Annotated in this window: 17 protein-coding genes; 10 read left to right on the top strand and 7 right to left on the bottom strand. The window is 70.4% G+C overall.

The window, feature by feature from the left end; all coding sequences use genetic code 11:
• Window positions 1-19 precede the first annotated feature (19 nt).
• Window positions 20-1,417 (top strand): aspartate ammonia-lyase, encoded by a 1,398-nt coding sequence (locus CCN37_RS05180; protein ID WP_086819493.1) that lies wholly within the window; start codon window positions 20-22, stop codon window positions 1,415-1,417.
• On the opposite strand, the gene CCN37_RS05175 is transcribed toward CCN37_RS05180, so the two are convergent.
• On the bottom strand, window positions 1,356-2,282 hold the full coding sequence (locus CCN37_RS05175) for a DMT family transporter (RefSeq protein ID WP_086819492.1): 927 nt from the start codon (window positions 2,280-2,282) through the stop codon (window positions 1,356-1,358). The two genes, CCN37_RS05180 and CCN37_RS05175, sit on opposite strands and share 62 nt — an antisense overlap.
• Window positions 2,283-2,328: 46 nt before the next feature.
• Between CCN37_RS05175 and CCN37_RS05170 the strand changes: the two genes are divergently transcribed.
• From CCN37_RS05170 to CCN37_RS05145, 6 genes are all read left to right on the top strand, one after another.
• Window positions 2,329-3,717 carry a PLP-dependent aminotransferase family protein gene (locus CCN37_RS05170; protein ID WP_086819491.1) on the top strand — a complete coding sequence of 463 codons (1,389 nt, stop codon included), beginning with the start codon at window positions 2,329-2,331 and terminating at the stop codon, window positions 3,715-3,717.
• 72 nt (window positions 3,718-3,789) lie between these two features.
• Window positions 3,790-5,304 carry an ATP-dependent DNA ligase gene (locus CCN37_RS05165; protein ID WP_086819490.1) on the top strand — a complete coding sequence of 505 codons (1,515 nt, stop codon included), beginning with the start codon at window positions 3,790-3,792 and terminating at the stop codon, window positions 5,302-5,304.
• Window positions 5,305-5,426: 122 nt separating this feature from the next.
• A complete protein-coding gene (locus CCN37_RS05160; protein ID WP_143261436.1) occupies window positions 5,427-6,299 on the top strand; it encodes a DUF4097 family beta strand repeat-containing protein in 873 nt (290 codons plus the stop codon).
• Window positions 6,296-6,517 carry a hypothetical protein gene (locus CCN37_RS05155; RefSeq protein WP_086819488.1) on the top strand — a complete coding sequence of 74 codons (222 nt, stop codon included), beginning with the start codon at window positions 6,296-6,298 and terminating at the stop codon, window positions 6,515-6,517. Before CCN37_RS05160 ends, CCN37_RS05155 begins: the two co-directional genes overlap by 4 nt.
• A 22-nt stretch (window positions 6,518-6,539) precedes the next feature.
• On the top strand, window positions 6,540-6,830 hold the full coding sequence (locus CCN37_RS05150) for a DUF4288 domain-containing protein (protein WP_168200525.1): 291 nt from the start codon (window positions 6,540-6,542) through the stop codon (window positions 6,828-6,830).
• Between the two features lie 55 nt (window positions 6,831-6,885).
• On the top strand, window positions 6,886-8,325 hold the full coding sequence (locus CCN37_RS05145; RefSeq protein ID WP_086819486.1) for a GuaB1 family IMP dehydrogenase-related protein: 1,440 nt from the start codon (window positions 6,886-6,888) through the stop codon (window positions 8,323-8,325).
• A gap of 57 nt (window positions 8,326-8,382) precedes the next feature.
• Here CCN37_RS05145 and CCN37_RS05140 read toward each other — a convergent pair whose 3' ends face one another.
• From CCN37_RS05140 to CCN37_RS05125, 4 genes are all read right to left on the bottom strand, one after another.
• Window positions 8,383-9,660, bottom strand: coding sequence for a PhoH family protein (locus CCN37_RS05140; protein ID WP_371503625.1), 1,278 nt, complete (start codon window positions 9,658-9,660; stop codon window positions 8,383-8,385).
• A 456-nt stretch (window positions 9,661-10,116) separates the two neighbouring features.
• Window positions 10,117-11,049 carry a PfkB family carbohydrate kinase gene (locus tag CCN37_RS05135; RefSeq protein WP_246842819.1) on the bottom strand — a complete coding sequence of 311 codons (933 nt, stop codon included), beginning with the start codon at window positions 11,047-11,049 and terminating at the stop codon, window positions 10,117-10,119.
• On the bottom strand, window positions 11,039-12,274 hold the full coding sequence (locus tag CCN37_RS05130) for a DUF885 domain-containing protein (protein ID WP_086819484.1): 1,236 nt from the start codon (window positions 12,272-12,274) through the stop codon (window positions 11,039-11,041). Before CCN37_RS05130 ends, CCN37_RS05135 begins: the two co-directional genes overlap by 11 nt.
• Window positions 12,275-12,289: 15 nt before the next feature.
• Complete coding sequence (locus CCN37_RS05125; protein ID WP_371503623.1) at window positions 12,290-13,078, bottom strand: isoprenyl transferase; 789 nt, start codon at window positions 13,076-13,078, stop codon at window positions 12,290-12,292.
• A gap of 61 nt (window positions 13,079-13,139) precedes the next feature.
• Here CCN37_RS05125 and CCN37_RS05120 point away from each other — a divergent pair, with 61 nt between their 5' ends.
• Window positions 13,140-13,550: a CoA-binding protein gene (locus CCN37_RS05120; RefSeq protein WP_086819482.1), complete on the top strand. Its 411-nt coding sequence runs from the start codon at window positions 13,140-13,142 to the stop codon at window positions 13,548-13,550.
• A 324-nt stretch (window positions 13,551-13,874) separates the two neighbouring features.
• The gene (locus tag CCN37_RS05115) at window positions 13,875-14,549 is read left to right on the top strand and encodes a hemolysin III family protein (protein ID WP_086819481.1); all 675 of its coding nucleotides are present in this window, start codon (window positions 13,875-13,877) and stop codon (window positions 14,547-14,549) included.
• On the opposite strand, the gene CCN37_RS42275 is transcribed toward CCN37_RS05115, so the two are convergent.
• The gene (locus CCN37_RS42275; RefSeq protein WP_371503621.1) at window positions 14,546-15,130 is read right to left on the bottom strand and encodes a protein kinase; all 585 of its coding nucleotides are present in this window, start codon (window positions 15,128-15,130) and stop codon (window positions 14,546-14,548) included. The two genes, CCN37_RS05115 and CCN37_RS42275, sit on opposite strands and share 4 nt — an antisense overlap.
• Here CCN37_RS42275 and CCN37_RS05105 point away from each other — a divergent pair.
• Window positions 15,119-15,451 (top strand): hypothetical protein, encoded by a 333-nt coding sequence (locus CCN37_RS05105; RefSeq protein ID WP_086819480.1) that lies wholly within the window; start codon window positions 15,119-15,121, stop codon window positions 15,449-15,451. The two genes, CCN37_RS42275 and CCN37_RS05105, sit on opposite strands and share 12 nt — an antisense overlap.
• Here CCN37_RS05105 and CCN37_RS05100 read toward each other — a convergent pair.
• Window positions 15,448-16,047 carry a hypothetical protein gene (locus CCN37_RS05100; RefSeq protein ID WP_086819479.1) on the bottom strand — a complete coding sequence of 200 codons (600 nt, stop codon included), beginning with the start codon at window positions 16,045-16,047 and terminating at the stop codon, window positions 15,448-15,450. The genes CCN37_RS05105 and CCN37_RS05100 overlap by 4 nt on opposite strands.
• Window positions 16,048-16,072: the final 25 nt, after the last annotated feature.

Genomic DNA, 16,072 nt, shown 5'->3' with positions numbered 1-16,072 from the left:
ATCGGAGAACACTGCGGGTATGGCTGAGCACGAGTACCGGGTCGAGCACGACACGATGGGTGAGGTGCGGGTCCCCGCACAGGCGCTGTGGCGCGCACAGACGCAACGCGCGGTGGAGAACTTCCCGATCTCCGGCCGGGGCCTGGAGCGCGCGCAGATCCGGGCGCTCGGCCTGGTCAAGGCCGCGTGCGCGCGGGTGAACGGACGGCTCGGCGTGCTCGACGCCGACCTCGCGGAGGCCATCGCCGCCGCAGCGGACGAGGTCGCAGAGGGCCGCCACGACGAGCACTTCCCCGTCGACGTGTTCCAGACCGGCTCCGGCACGTCCTCCAACATGAACGCCAACGAGGTCATCGCGACGCTGGCCACGCGCGCGCTCGGGCGGGACGTGCACCCCAACGACCACGTGAACGCCTCCCAGTCGTCCAACGACGTCTTCCCCACGACGATCCACCTCGCGGCGACCGAGGCGGTCACGGCCGAGCTGCTGCCGTCGCTCAACCACCTCCTGACCACGTTGGAGCGCCGCGCGCAGGACTGGGCCGAGGTCGTCAAGGCGGGCCGCACGCACCTGATGGACGCCGTCCCGGTGACGCTGGGGCAGGAGGTCGGCGCGTGGGCGACGCAGGTTCGCCACGGTGTTGAGCGGCTGCGCGAGTCCGTGCCCCGGCTCGGCCAGCTCGCGATCGGCGGCACCGCCGTCGGCAACGGGCTGAACACGCCGGAGGGCTTCGGCGCGGCCGTGGTCGCGGAGCTGGTCGAGCGCACCGGGCTGGACGTCCGCGAGGCACCCGACCACTTCGAGGCGCAGGGCTCGCGGGACGGCCTGGTGGAGGCCTCCGGCCAGCTCCGCACGGTCGCGGTGAGCCTGTTCAAGATCGCCAACGATCTGCGGTGGATGGGCAGCGGGCCGCGCACCGGCCTCGCCGAGCTGGCCCTGCCCGACCTCCAGCCCGGTTCGTCGATCATGCCGGGGAAGGTCAACCCGGTGATCTGCGAGGCGACGATGATGGTGGCGGCACAGGTGATCGGCAACGACGCCACCGTCGCGTTCTCCGGGACGCAGGGCAACTTCGAGCTGAACGTGATGATGCCGGTGATGGCGCGCAACGTGCTGGAGTCGACGCGCCTGCTCGCCTCCGTCGCGACGTTGTTGGCGGACAAGGTCCTCATCGGCGCCGAACCGGACGTGGAGCGCGCGCGGGAGTACGCGGAGTCCTCGCCGTCGATCGTCACGCCGCTGAACCGCTACCTCGGTTACGAGGAGGCGGCCAGCATCGCGAAGCAGTCCTTGAAGGAGCGCAAGACGATCCGTGAGGTCGTCGTGGAGCGCGGACACGTTTCCGGTGGACGGATCACAGAGGCGCAGCTGGACGAAGCTCTTGATGTGCTTCGGATGGCTCGCGGCGGTCACTGACGTCAGGCGGGGTGCGTGACGCGCGGAGGCCGACCACGCACCCCGTCGCCACGACGAGCGCGCCGAGCACCGCGATCGCCGTGAACTCCTGTCTGCCAAGCGCGACCGTGGCGAGCAAGCCGAACACCGGCACCAGTCCGACCATCACCGCCGCGTTCGCCGCACCGAGCACGGAGACGCAGTAGTACCAAACGACGAACGCGACCGCGGTCACCATCACCGCGAGGAACAGAATCGCGAACAGCTCGGTGCCCGTAGGCATCGGCCAGTCGCTCCACAGCCCGATGAACGCGGAGCCGATCGCGGCCACCACGCACGAATAAGCCGACACAGCAACGACTCCGAGCCGCGCGATGGCTCCGACGGCGAACAGTGTGAAGGACGCTTCCCCGAGCATCGCAAGCAACGCGAGCACAAGACCAGGCCCGTGCCACGCGCCTCCACCGGTCAGAATCGCCACTCCCACGACTACAAGTGCAGCACCCGAGACCGCCTTTGCGACCGGACGTTGCCTTACAAGCAGCGGAGCGGCGATCGCGACCACCAGTGGGCTACCGCCGATGACAGCGGCGACGAAGCCACCTTCGGCGTAATCCTGCGCGTAGAGCACTGCAGCGCTAAAGCCGACCATTCCGGTCACTGCGGTGGCGATCAGCGCAAACACATCGCGGACTGACGGGCGCGGTAAGGGCCTACGGCGCAGAACCATGAAGGTGAGCAACAGCAGAGCAGCGATGGTGTAGCGGGCAGCTTGGGCAGGGAACAACGGGTAGTCAGCGAGCAATGCGGTCACCGGCACCATGCTGCCGAGCAGCACGGCGGTCACGACACCGGCGAGCACTCCACTGGTCCGAGAACGTGTCATGTGCTCAGCGTGCTGGCGAAGTGGTCCAGGATTAAGCTCCACTTTGATGGCGCGGAACTGGACCACTTTGCGAGAACTGCTGCTCCCGGCCCTCGACGGCTCGGCGCGGTCGACCGAGCGCGCTCTCCGAGCGGCAGTGCGCTCAGGCGGCCTGCGTGCGGGCACCCGGCTGCCGTCGAGCCGCGATCTGGCAGCGCAGCTCGGTGTCTCGCGCGGCACTGTGACCGCCGCGTACGAACAGTTGATCGCTGAGGGTTATCTGATCAGCAAGCGCGGTTCGGGAACCCGTGTCGCCAACGCGGTGAACACGGCCGTGGCGCCTGCCGACGCTCCGGCCGCGCCTATAAGGCAGTGGCGCTACGACATGCGCTCCGGACTGCCCGCGCTGGGCATGTTTCCCAGGGCCGCGTGGTTGGCCGCTGCGAGGTCTTCGCTCGCCGAGCTGCCTGATGCCGCGCTCGGGTATCCAGATCCTGCAGGGCTTGCCGAGCTTCGCGAAGAGCTAGTCGGCTACTTGGGTCGCGTCCGTTCAGTGGTCGCAACGCCGAACGAGTTGCTGATCACGCACGGGGCCTCTGAGGGCATGGCGTTGCTCGCGAACGTCTTGCACCACAACGGACACACGAGCATCGCGGTCGAGCATCCGAGCCACGAGGGGCAGGCGAACCTCTTGCGCTCACACGGCCTGAATCCGATACCCATCGCCGTGGACGAGCACGGGTTGCGCGTAGCGGACCTTGAAGCCACGGACTGCCGCGTGGCACTTGTGACGTCCGCGCACCAATTCCCGCTCGGTGTCGCGTTGAGCCCAGAGAGGCGACATGCGTTGCTCGCGTGGGCGCGTGCGCGCGATGGCGTGGTGATCGAGGACGACTACGACGCGGAACACCGCTACGACCGGCCCGCAGTGGGCGCGGTGCAAGCGATGGACCCCACGCGCGTGGTGTACCTCGGCAGCGTCAGCAAGACACTCGCGCCCGCGCTGCGCCTGGGGTGGCTCGTCGCGCCGAGCCCCATCACGCAGGCGTTGGTCACACGGAAGCTCATGCACGACCTGGGTTGTGGCCCTCTGCCCCAAGCGACGTTCGCGCGGTTCCTGCGTGAAGGCGGCTACGACCGGCACCTGCGGCGAACCCGGCTGGTCTACCGGGAGCGGCGGGACGCGCTGCTGTCCGCGATCCGCGCGCACTTCCCGTCCTGGGAGGTCGTGGGCATCGCGGCCGGGCTGCACCTGGTCGTCCGGCTGCCGGAGCGGATGGATGACAACGCTGCCCAAGATCTTTTGGCGGCAAGGGGAATCCACGCTCTGGCGCTGTCGAAGCACTCGTGGGGACTGCCATCGCCGTACCCCGGGCTCGTCCTCGGGTACGCGGCGCTGAGTCCTGACCGGCTGCACGCGGCGGTGGCCGAAATGGCAGAGGTGTTGGAGAGCTAGCTCTCGGGAACAACCCGAACGGCTGACGGTTGAGCTAGGCAGAGTGTCAGACCCCCGATTCATGATGGGTCCATGTTGCTCGCCGAGGTCGTCACGACGTCAGCGGCGGTGGGCGCCACCCGCTCCCGCCGCGCGAAGACCAGCGCGCTCGCGGATCTCCTGCGCGCGGCGCTCAGCCCCGCCTTCGCCGGGCTGGTCGTCGCGCTGCTGATCGGCGTGCCGCGTCAGGGAAAGATCGGCGTCGGCTGGCGCCAGCTGTCCGAGCTGAAGGTCCCGCCGGCACCGGAGCCGAACCTGTCACTGTCCGATGTGGACGATTACCTGGACCGCATCGCCGAAGTCTCCGGCAAGGGCTCGACGGAGCGAAGACGGGTGCTGCTGACGGAGTTGTTCTCGCGCGCGACCCGGGCGGAGCAAGAGTTCCTGTTCCGCTTGCTCGTCGGCGAGCTGCGCCAGGGCGCTCTGGAGGGCGTCATGGTGGATGCGGTGGCCGCCGCGCACGAGGTGCCAGCGGAGGCCGTGCGGCGGGCGCTGATGCTCAGCGGAGACCTGGTGGCGACCGCCGTCACGGCGCGGGCCGAGGGCGAGGCCGGGCTGGCGGCGTTCCGGTTGCGGCTCGGCAGGCCGGTGCGACCGATGCTCGCCTCGCCCGCGGAGTCGTTGGACGCGGCCATCGCCGACCAGGGTTCGTCCAGCGTGGAGTACAAGCTCGACGGCGCGCGCATCCAGGTGCACCGCGACGGCGAGGAGGTGCACGTCTACACACGGACCCTGCGCGAGATAACCGCGAGCGTCCCGGAACTGGTCGAGCTGGTGCGGGCGCTGCCGTGCCGCTCGGTGGTCCTGGACGGCGAGACGCTCGCGCTGACCGACGACGGCAGACCGCGCCCGTTCCAGGAGACGATGAGCCGGTTCGGCGCGACGGACCCGCGAGAGTTGTTGCTGCGCCCGTACTTCTTCGACGTGCTGCACCTCGACGGCACCGACCTGCTGGACGCGCCGTTGCGAGAACGCTTGGTGGCGCTGGAGAAGGTCGCCGGCCAGCACCGCATACCGTCCACAGTGAACCCCACCGCCGAAGAGGCGTCCGCACTGCTGGACGACGCGCTCGCGGCCGGGCACGAGGGCGTGATGGTCAAGGCGCTGGACTCCGGCTACGCGGCGGGCAGGCGCGGCAAGGCGTGGCAGAAGGTGAAGCCGGTGCACACGCTCGACCTGGTGGTGCTGGCGGCGGAGTGGGGGCACGGCAGGCGCACCGGGTTCCTGTCCAACCTGCACCTCGGCGCGCGCGATCCGGACGGCGGGCCGCCGATCATGGTCGGCAAGACCTTCAAGGGGCTCACCGACGAGCTGCTGGCCTGGCAAACGGCGGAGTTCCAGGAACGGGAGGTGAGCAGGAGCGACTACACGGTGCACCTGCGGCCGGAGCTGGTGGTGGAGATCGAACTGGACGGCGCCCAGGTCAGCCCGCGCTACCCGGGCGGCGTCGCGCTGCGCTTCGCGCGGGTGCTGCGCTACCGCCCGGACAAGGACCCGGCCGACGCTGACACCATCGACGCGGTCCGAGCCCTGCTCGTCGGCGGCTGAGGAGCCCCGGTCGGGGGTACGGGAAACCCCCGCACGGGATCGGGGGCTTCCCTGATCCCGTGGCGCGCGCTCGGCGGGCAGAGTTGCCGACGACGGAAACCAGCGATTCGCAGGAGGATCACGTGGCACGCAGCAGGGGGGCCATGACCGCGGTCGCGGTGGCGATGGGAGCGCTCGCGCTGGTCGCGTGCGACACGCGGCCGCAGATGAACGGCGCGGAGCCCCCGGCCACGACGGCCTTCCAGTTCCCCGGCCCCGAGCTGCGCGTGCATGTGCGGGACAGCGGTGACATCAGCTTCGAGCCGGGCGCGGAGAAGTCCCTGGAGGTCACCCGGTACCGGACCGGCGGCGGCGTGGACCGCGTCAACCGGCTGGCTCTGGAGAACTCCGACCTGTGGCTGGACGACGGCTGCAAGGACGGCTCGCGCGGCATCTGTGACAACCGCTACGTCGTCAAGGTGCCCCCGAAGGTGAACCTGGTGGTGACCGTCGCGAACGGTGACGCGCGCCTGGAGCGGCTCGGTGGCGCGCTGGATCTCAGCGTGGAGCACGGCGACGTCCGCGTGGACCAGGCGGCGGGGAGCCTCAAGGTCGTGGCGCGCAAGGGCGACGTCTCGCTCAGCGGGCTGACCGGTCCGCAGGCCGAGGTCAACGCCGACAACGGCGACCTCCGGGTGGACCGGGCGACCGGCACCCTCAAGCTCACCGCGAAGAACGGCGACGTCTCGCTCGACGGGCTCAGCGGCGGACAGGCCGAGGCCAAGTCCGAGAACGGCGATCTCCGGGCGACCTTCACCGCGCCGCCCACCAAGGTCGACTTCCAGGTCACCCGGGGCGACGCGCGGGTCGAACTGCCCGCGGGCCAGGAGCGCTACCGGCTCGACGTGCGCGCGGACCGGGGCGACCGGCACTCCGACGTGGTCGATGACGCGACCAGCGAGCGCTCCGTCCGCGTGGTCGTGGGCACTGGCGATGTCTCCCTGGGCCGGGGATGACCAGGCTCGCCGTGCTGGTTCCGATCGCGGTCCTCGGGGTGGTGCTCGTCGGTGCCGAAGCGGCGCGCGGCGAGCCCGACCCGCCACGGATCGAGGTCGTCGAGTCAGGCGTGATCATCAAGGCGGACCTGCGCGGAGCGGCGACGGAGACTACTGGCACCATCCTTGCCCAGCGCCACACTGTGATCAGCGCGACAACGATCAGCGCTACAACGTGATCAGGGGGACGGCATGAGCCTGATGAGCGGCACATCCAGCTACCGCGCGGTCGTCGTCCTGATCTCCTCCGCCGACCGGGAGGTCCACCAGCCCGAGTACGAGCGGGTGGACCTGGTGCTCAACGCCTCCTCGCCGGAGGAGGCCTACGACAAGGCCGAGCGACACGGCAGGGCGATGAGCACCGTGACGCGCGGGCCGGACGGCCCGGTCCTCTGGTCGCTGCTGCGCGTGCTCGACGTGTGCGAGCAGGACGCGGTGCCCGCAGACCGACCGCAGGACGCGGTCCCCGCGGTGCCCACGCACGTCGCGTAGGAGCTCGTCCGCGACAGCGGCGGGAAGGCGTTCGCGCGAGTACGCTCACCTCTTCGTGCGCTTCCTCGACGGGCATGAGCCCCGCTACGACCTGACCTACGACGACGTCTTCCTCGTACCGGGTCGCTCCGGTGTCGAGTCGCGGTTCGACGTCGATCTGTCCACTGTGGACGGCACGGGGGCCACGATCCCCATCGTGGTCGCCAACATGACCGCCGTCGCCGGCCGCAGGATGGCCGAGACGGTGGCCCGCCGCGGCGGCCTCGTGGTGCTGCCGCAGGACGTCTCCCCCGAAGCCGTCGCCGAGATCGTCGGGTGGGTCAAGGCCCGCCACCCGGTCTGGGACACCCCGCTCGTGCTGCACCCGCACGACGCCGTGGCCGACGCGGTCAACCTGCTGCCCAAGCGCGCCCACCGCGCGGTGGTCGTGGTGGACGACGCGCAGCGCCCGGTCGGCATCGTCACCGAGGAGTCCTGCACGGGGGTGGACCGCTTCACCCGCCTCGCCGAGGTGGCCGACTCCGACCTGGTCGCGCTGCCGCTGGACACCGCGCCGCGCGAGGTCTTCGAGGCCCTGCACGGCCGCTCCGGGCGGCTCGCCGTCGCCGTGGACACCGAAGGCAGGCTGGCGGGCGCCCTGACGAGCGTGAGCGCGCTCCGGGCCGAGATCTACCGCCCAGCGCTGGACGGGCACGGCAGGCTGCGCGTGGCCGCCGCGGTCGGGGTCAACGGCGACGTGGCCGCGAAGGCCCGCGAGCTGCTGGAGGCGGGTGTCGACGCGCTGATCGTGGACACCGCGCACGGCCACCAAGAGAAGATGATCAGTGCGCTCAAGGCCGTGCGCTCGGCCGCCCCGGACGTGCCGGTGGTGGCGGGCAACGTGGTCACGGCGGAGGGCGTGCGCGACCTCGTCGACGCGGGCGCTGACGTGATCAAGGTCGGCGTCGGGCCGGGTGCCATGTGCACGACGCGGATGATGACCGGCGTCGGCCGCCCGCAGTTCTCCGCCGTCGCGGAGTGCTCGGCGCAGGCGCGGCGGCTCGGCAAGCACGTGTGGGCGGACGGCGGCGTGCGGCACCCGCGCGACGTCGCGTTGGCGCTGGCCGCGGGAGCCGCGTCGGTGATGGTCGGCTCGTGGTTCGCGGGCACCTACGAATCCCCCGGCGACCTGCTGCGCGACGAGTCCGGGCGGGCATACAAGGAGTCCTTCGGCATGGCGTCCAAGCGGGCCGTCAGCGCGCGGACCCGCACCGACAACGCCTTCGACCGGGCCCGCAAGGCGCTGTTCGAGGAGGGCATCTCCACCTCGCGGATGCGCCTGGACCCGAACCGGCCGAGCGTCGAGGACCTGCTCGACTCGATCTGCTCCGGGCTGCGCTCCTCGTGCACCTACGCGGGCGCGCACACGCTGGAGGAGTTCCACGAGCGCGCCGTGCTCGGCACGCAGTCCGCTGCGGGCTTCGCCGAGGGCCGCCCGCTGCCGGGAGGCTGGTGACGCAACGCCGAAGCGGCCGCCACCAGGATCGGTGGGAGCCGCTTCGGCGTTGGTGCGTCAGGAGATGATGTCACCCTCCAGGAGGTCGGTGACCAGCGCCGCGATCGGCGAGCGCTCCGAGCGGGTCAGCGTGACGTGGGCGAACAGCGGGTGCCCCTTGAGCTTCTCGATCACCGCCGCGATGCCGTCGTAGCGGCCGACCCTGAGGTTGTCGCGCTGAGCGACGTCGTGGGTGAGCACCACCCGCGACCCCGAGCCGAGCCTGGACAGCACCGTGAGCAGCACGTTGCGCTCCAGGGACTGCGCCTCGTCCACGATCACGAACGAATCGTGCAGCGACCGACCTCGGATGTGGGTCAGCGGCAGCACTTCGAGCATCCCGCGGTCCATCACCTCGTCGATGACGTCCTTGCCCGCCAGGGAACCGAGCGTGTCGAAGACCGCCTGCGCCCAGGGCTGCATCTTCTCCAGCTCGGAGCCGGGCAGGTAGCCCAGCTCCTGGCCGCCGACCGCGTAGACGGGCCGGAACACCACGACCTTGCGGTGCTGGCGGCGCTCCATCACCGCCTCCAGGCCCGCGCACAGCGCCAGCGCCGACTTGCCGGTTCCGGCCCGGCCGCCGAGCGAGACGATGCCGATGTCCGGGTCCAGCAGCAGGTCCAGCGCGATCCGCTGCTCCGCCGACCGGCCGTGCAGGCCGAAGGCCTCCCGGTCACCGCGCACCAGCCGCACGCGCTTCTCCGGGGTCACCCTGGCCAGCGCGCTGGCCGAGCCCGCGAGCAGCCGCAGACCGGTGTGGCACGGCATGTCCCTGACCTCGTCGTTGTCGATCACGCTCTCCTTGAAGAGCGCGTCGACCACGCCGGAGTTGACCTCCAGGTCGGCCATGCCGGTCCAGCCGGACGGCGTCACGTCCTGGGCGCGGTACTCGTCCGCGTCCAGGCCGACGGCACCCGCCTTGACCCGCAGCGGCATGTCCTTGGTGACCAGCGTGACCGCCAGCCCCTCCGCCGCCAGGTTCAGCGAGCACGCCAGGATTCTGGCGTCGTTGGAATCGGTGCGGAACCCCGCGGGCAGCACCGAGGGGTCGGAGTGGTTGAGCTCGACGTGCAGGACTCCGCCCTGCTCGCCGACCGGCACCGGGGTGTCCAGTCGACCGTGCAGCAACCGCAGTTCGTCGAGCAGGCGCAACGCCTCTCTCGCGAACCAGCCCAGTTCGGGGTGGTGTCGCTTCCCCTCCAACTCCCCGACGACGACCAGCGGCAGGACCACCGCGTGCTCGGCGAAGCGGGTTATCGCCCAGGGATCGGACAGGAGCACCGAAGTGTCGATCACGTAGGTGCGCTTGGGGACGGCGCCGTCGGCGGCGTCCTGCTTCGGTGTGGTCCTGGAAGTGTTGGAGGAACTGTTGTTCGCCTGCGCCTGGGAACGTCGTGCTGTCACGGCAACTCCCTCACGAACGCGGCGTCCGCGTCCGCTTACCTCGGTGGGCCGGGCATCCGCCCCTGGTGCTTCCTCGGTGCGTGGAACCGGTGGTCCGGTTTCACACCCCGCGGTCGCGAGGGCCGGGCGCCGGCCCCCTCGGGTGTCGTGTGGACGGAGTGACCGTCCCGCAGTTGACAACCAAGACCAGGGCCTCCCGGGGCAGGCCGTTTCGGACACGACCTACCACAACGGAAGTTACCCCCGAACACCGGCCCCACGCAGAGAGCCACACAGGTGATTCGCTAGATCGTCATCGCAACGCTACGTACCGCTTACACAACGGACGCGCGCCGTGAGAGGCCCTGCTCAGCGCGCCTGCACGGAGCCCAAATCGACTACGGAGGGTAACTTCTCCAGCCAGGTTCGCGGCCCGGCGAACTGCACCCTGAGCCCGGCGACGCGGGCGGCAAACGCCAGGTGATCAGCAACTTTCCCGCCGTCCCAGGCCCCGGCGGCCACCGCGTGGGCGAAGGCGCCGTGGAAGACGTCACCGGCACCGAGCGTGTCCTGAACCGATACGACCGGCACCGGAACCTCGCCGCGGAGGTCGTCGCGCCACCACACGATCGGATCATGTCCACGGGTCATCGCGCCCACCGCGACCCGTTCGGCGAGTGCCCGAATTGTCCGTTCTTCCTGCTCACAATTCGGTAACCGGTAGTCCCCGGAGCACACCGCGACGTCCGCCCAGTCCAACAACTGGTCGTGGTGCGGCTTGTAGCGACCCGCGTCGAAGACCACCACGACGCCGAGCCGGGCAGCCGTTTGCGCCGCCGCGAGCGCCAGCCGGGGGTGGTGCCCGTCGATCAGCAGCACGTCCGCCGAGGACACCAGCTGCGTCAGCTCGGCGGGCGGGCACGGGTCGACACCACGGGCGTCAGCTGAGACGACACTGCGCTCCCCCGTGCCCTCGTGCACCGCGACCGAGGAGACCCCGGGAGCGTCCACGCGGTCGGGAGTCGCGTCGCGGACGCTGATCCGGAACGCGGTCAGCTCATCGCGGACGGAGTGCGCCAGCGGGTGCGTGCCGAGCGCCGTGAGCAGCGTGACCCGCGAGCCCAGCGCGGCGGCGGTGACGGCCGCGTTCGTCGCGGGACCACCCGCGGCCACGTCCTGACGGGTCGCGGTGAGCTTGGTGTTGGCTTCGGGGAAGGCCGGCACGCGGTGCACCACGTCGACCGTCGCCAGGCCGACGCAGAGCACCGAACCCGCCGGTGTCTCAGCCTGCTCAGCCGCCACGCGAGACCACCGGAACGGCCGCGGCGAGCTCTTCGCGAACGGTCACCGGCACCAGGGGCTCGTCGAGCAGTCTGCGGTAGCGCTCCGCGAGGTCCTGGCCGGTGGGGCGGGCGTCCAGCCACGCGCGCAGCAGCCGGTAGCCCTCGACGTAGGTGGTCGTGTACGCGCGCCACAGCGGGTCGGAGAGGAAGCGCAGCATCTGCTTGGCCCGCGCCTCGTTCACCAGCAGCCAGCGCTGCAGGAACGCCGAGACCTCGTCCGGGTCGGCGCCGTGGTGGTGCAGCATCAGCGCCGCGTCCTGCCGCACGGAGATCAGCCCGCCGAGCGCGCCCTCCATGCGCTCGACCTGCTCGCCCTCCATGCGCAGGCCGAAGTCGCCGAGGACCTCCTGGGTCCACGGCCCCCATCCCGCGCCGACCAGCGCGTGCAGGCCGAGGTCGGCGAGGCCCTCCGCCATCAGGCACTGCGGGGTGTTCACCAGGAAGATCGTCTGCTCGTCCTGGCCCTGCTTGCCGACGAGCCCGGACTCCTTGCGGCAGTGCTCGGTGTGGTGGCCCGGGTAGGACTCGTGCGCGATCAGGTGCGGCAGATTGGCCATGCGGTGCCCGAGATCGGCGTTGATCGCGACCTTCGAGCGGTAGTCGCCGAGGTAGTAGTTGAAGCCGCTCCACGGCTTGTCCGTGACGACCTCGTACTCGACGGTCTCCTGCTCCGGCAGGCCGAACACCGTGCGCGCCTTGTCCCGCAGCACGCTGGAGAGCGCGTGCACGCACGGCTCCAGCTTCTCCGCAGGGACCTCGTCGCGCTTGCGGAAGGCGCTGAGGCGTTCGCCGAGCGATCCGTCCCCCGGCAGCAGGCGGTCCAGTTCGCGGTGGGCCTCGCGGTAGCCGTCCTCCTCGCCGCGGGAGATGCGGACCTGGAAGTACGCCTCGACCTCGTCGACGAATCCGACGTCCTGCCCGGCCAGCTTGCGGCCGGAGCACTCCAGCGCGACGAGGTGGGCGTCGAGGAAGCGGACGCGCTCAGGCGCGAGGTCGATCCCCGCCAGCTCACCGCGCAGGTCCCTGGCGCGGGCGGCCAGCGCGGCCGGATCGGGCTTCGGCTCGTTCTCGATCTGCCTGCGCAGCGCGGGATCTCCCGTGTACGCGTCGACGAAGCCCTCGACCAAGCGGTCGAACCGCAGGCCTAGCAGCAGGTACTCGCGAACGAGCTGGGTTCCCTCCACGGAGGGGGAGCCTAGCTAGTTCCCGAAACGCCGGTGCCGCGCGCCGAACTCGCGCAGGGCGCGGAGGAAGTCGACGCGGCGGAAGTCCGGCCAGTACGCGTCGCAGAACCAGAACTCCGAGTGCGCGGACTGCCACAGCAGGAAGCCGGACAGGCGCTGCTCGCCGGAGGTGCGGATGACCAGGTCCGGGTCGGGCTGGCCGGAGGTGTAGAGGTGCTCGGCGATGTGGTCGACGTCCAGGACCTCGGCCAGCTCTTCGATGCTGGTGCCCGCCTCGGCGTGCTTGAGCAGCAGCTTGCGCACGGCGTCGGCGATCTCCTGCCGCCCGCCGTAGCCCACCGCGATGTTGACCTGCATGCCGGTGCGGTTCTTGGTGCGCACGGCGGCCGCGGAGAGGCTGTGCGCGATCTCCTCCGGCATCTTGTCCAGTGTGCCGACGATGCGGACCTGCCACGGGGTCTCCGGCGCGGCCAGCTCGTCGACAACGCCCGCGATGATCTCCAGCAGCGGCTTGAGCTCGGACTCCTCGCGGTTGAGGTTGTCGGTGGAGAGCAACCAGAGCGTCGCGACCTCGACCCCGGCGTCCTGGCACCAGTTCAGCAGGTGCGCGATCCGGCTGGCGCCGACCCGGTGGCCGTCGTTGACGTCGACGAGCCCGGCCTCGCGCGCCCACCGGCGGTTGCCGTCGAGCATGACGCCGACGTGCCGGGGGTGCTGCTGGCCGACGATGGCCCGGCTGAGCCGCCACTCGTAGCCCTTGTAGACGATGTCCCGGGCCCGTTTCCACAACCGCGTATCACGCACACCCACGTCTGAAAAGGGTACGCGCGGTGAAAGGGGCACTCGAACCGGCCACACTCGACACATGAGCGGACACGGAGAGTCAACGATGATGGAGCAGGTCCTGCGGTCCATGCGGACGATCGCCGTTGTCGGCGCGAGCGACCGCCCCGAGCGCGCCAGCCACGGCGTCGCGAGCTACCTCCAGCGCGCCGGCTTCCGCGTGATCGCCGTCAACCCGAAGCTGTCCGGCGAGCTCTTCGGCAACCCCGTGCACGCCGCCCTCGAGGACATCGCTGAGCCGATCGACGTCGTCGACGTGTTCCGCCGCCCCGAGGACGTGCCGCCCGTCGTCGACTCCGCGATCCGGGTCGGCGCCAAGGCCGTGTGGCTCCAGCTCGGCATCACGCACCCGTCCGCGGAGGCCAAGGCGCGCGCGGCCGGGCTCGCGGTGATCTCCGACCGCTGCCTCAAGGTCGAGCACGCCCGCCTGTGACCCTCATCCGCCAACGCCCCGTTCGGTGCGCTCAACGCACTGAACGACCCGTTCAGTGCGTTCAAGGACCTCAACGGGTCGTTTGGTGCGCTCAACCACCCAATGACCCGTTCGGTGCGTTGAAGTGGCTGAATGACTCATTCAGGACGCCCAACCACCTGAATGACTCATTCAGCATGTTGAACCACCTGAATGACTCGTTCAGTCCGTTCAACCACATGAACGAGTCATTCAGGTGGTGGGCGGGAGTGTGCGGGAACACTGTGAGATCGACCCGGGTTACTTGCGCGTAACCTACGGTGCCGTAACCTTGGGAGCGTGACCATGGAATCCCTTGCCACCACGGTGGAACCGGCCTTCGAGAAGCCGCGGATGCGGGGCTGGATCCACTTCTGGTCCTTCTGGACCTCCTTCGCCACCGGTGCCACGTTGATCGCGCTCGCCGCGTCGACGGTCGGCGCGAAGGCCGCGCTCGGCACCTCCGTCTACGCGGTGACCGTGCTCGGCCTGTTCGGGATCAGCGCGCTGTACCACCGGCGGGACTGGCTGACCAGCCAGGCGCGGGTGTGGATGAAGCGGCTGGACCACTCGATGATCTTCGTGTTCATCGCGGGCACGTACACGCCGTTCTCGCTGCTGGCGATGCCGCCGCAGACCGGGAACACGGTGCTCGCGGTGGTGTGGGGCGGCGCCGCCGCCGGTGTCGCGCTGAAGCTCGCGTGGCCGACCGCGCCGCGCTGGCTGGGCACGCCGATCTACATCGCGCTGGGCTGGGTGGCGGTCTTCGTGCTGCCGGACATCCTGGCCACCGGCGGCGTCACCGCGCTGGTGCTGCTGCTCGTCGGCGGCGGTTTCTACACGATCGGCGGCGTGCTCTACGCGACCTCGTGGCCGAACCCGTGGCCGAAGACCTTCGGGCACCACGAGTTCTTCCACGCGGCCACCGTGCTCGCGGCGATCTGCCACTACGTGGCGATCTGGTTCGTCATGTACCCCTAAGCAGGCGGCAGCTTCGCGGTCGCCGCGGAGGCGCAGCAGTGCTCGCGCATCGTCGCTCGTCCCATAGGGCGAAGCGCCCTCGACCGCCGTGAACAACGTCGCGCCGAGCGAGAAGACGTCTGAGGCGGAATCGGCTTGTCGTGCCGCGCGACCTCGGGCGCGACGTGGGCGGGGGTACCGCTGACCAGGCCGGAGTCGGTCAGCGTCACGGCCCCGCCGATCACGTGCGAGATGCCGAAGTCGGCCAGCTTCGCGGTGCCGTCGTCTGTGACGAACACGTTGCCCGGCTTGACGTCCCCGTGCACGACTCCATGCGTGTGCACCGCGCGCTGCGGCGACATCGGTCCTTCCTCAGCGAGCTCCGCGAGGGCACGTGCCCCAGCACGAGCCAGTGGTCGTCGCCGTCCTGGACCACGTCGAACAGCGTGACCACGTGCGGGTGGTGCAGGGTCGCGGCGAGGGAGACGACACCCTTGCCGCCCGTACCGATCCGCACCGGGAGCCGGAACCGGCCGGCGATCAACTGATCCGACACGCGGCCGGTTGGTACTGACATAGGGTCCCGTGGCGTGAAGCTCCACAAGCACCTCGACTGCTGCAAGAGCCCCGCGACGGAGCGGCTGCGCGCCTTCGAGGAGTCGACGCACGATCTGGAGGCCGTCATGCGGTGCACCGCATGCGGCTCCCACTGGTTCTACATGTTCCGCGAGTACACGAACTGGGCCACCGGGGACGACGACCTGACCAGCTGGTTCGCCCCGCTCACCGAGGCCGAGGGCGCGCGACTGCTGGCCGCCACCGACCGCGCCGCCGCCGACCTGGCCTTCCTCGGCACGCGCGCGGGGTGGATGGACGACAACGGGAAAGTCAGCCGCGTCAAGGGTTTGCCCGGCTACAGCTAGCTCGTGGGGCCCTTGGCACGCAGCTCGTCCACCTTCGACATGGCCTCGCGCAGCTCGCCGAGCCAGCTCTCCGCGTGCTCGCCGACCAACCGGACCGCCCAGGCCAGCGCCTCGGAGCGCGACCGCGCGACCCCGGCGTCGACCAAGGTGTCCAGCACCAGGCGCTCCGGCTGACGCAGCCGCGTCATCACCGGCACGGACAGCGTGGTGAACAGCTCCTCGGTGCCACCCAGCCGCGCGCCCCACGCGACCTTGCGCCCGTAGCGGTGCTCGGCCTGGCGCGCGATCTCGATCCGCTCTTCCCTGGTCTGCTCGCGGAAGCGCGCGATCCGACCGGCCTCCGCCGCCGCGCGCCCCGCCTCGTCGGGCTGCTCGCCGTCCAGACCGGGCAGTTCGCCGACCACCACGATCTCCTCGCGGTCCACAGTCACCACGGGTGCGCCGGTGAACCAGCCGTCGGGCAACCGCCCGGCGAACCAGCCCGCCGCGTCCTCGGCCGAGGGCAGGTCGGACTGCTGCCAGCCACCTCGTCCGCGTCCGCCGCCACCGCCCCATCCGCGCCGGTCCCGCGCCGTGAGCACAAATCGTCCGTGCATCTCTGATCTCCTTTGATTACATGAT

Source organism: Allokutzneria sp. NRRL B-24872 (assembly GCF_002155965.1).
Taxonomy (GTDB): Bacteria; Actinomycetota; Actinomycetes; order Mycobacteriales; family Pseudonocardiaceae; genus Allokutzneria.
The sequence above is the reverse complement of the archived record's forward strand: the minus strand, read 5'-3'. Positions and strand labels throughout refer to the sequence as shown.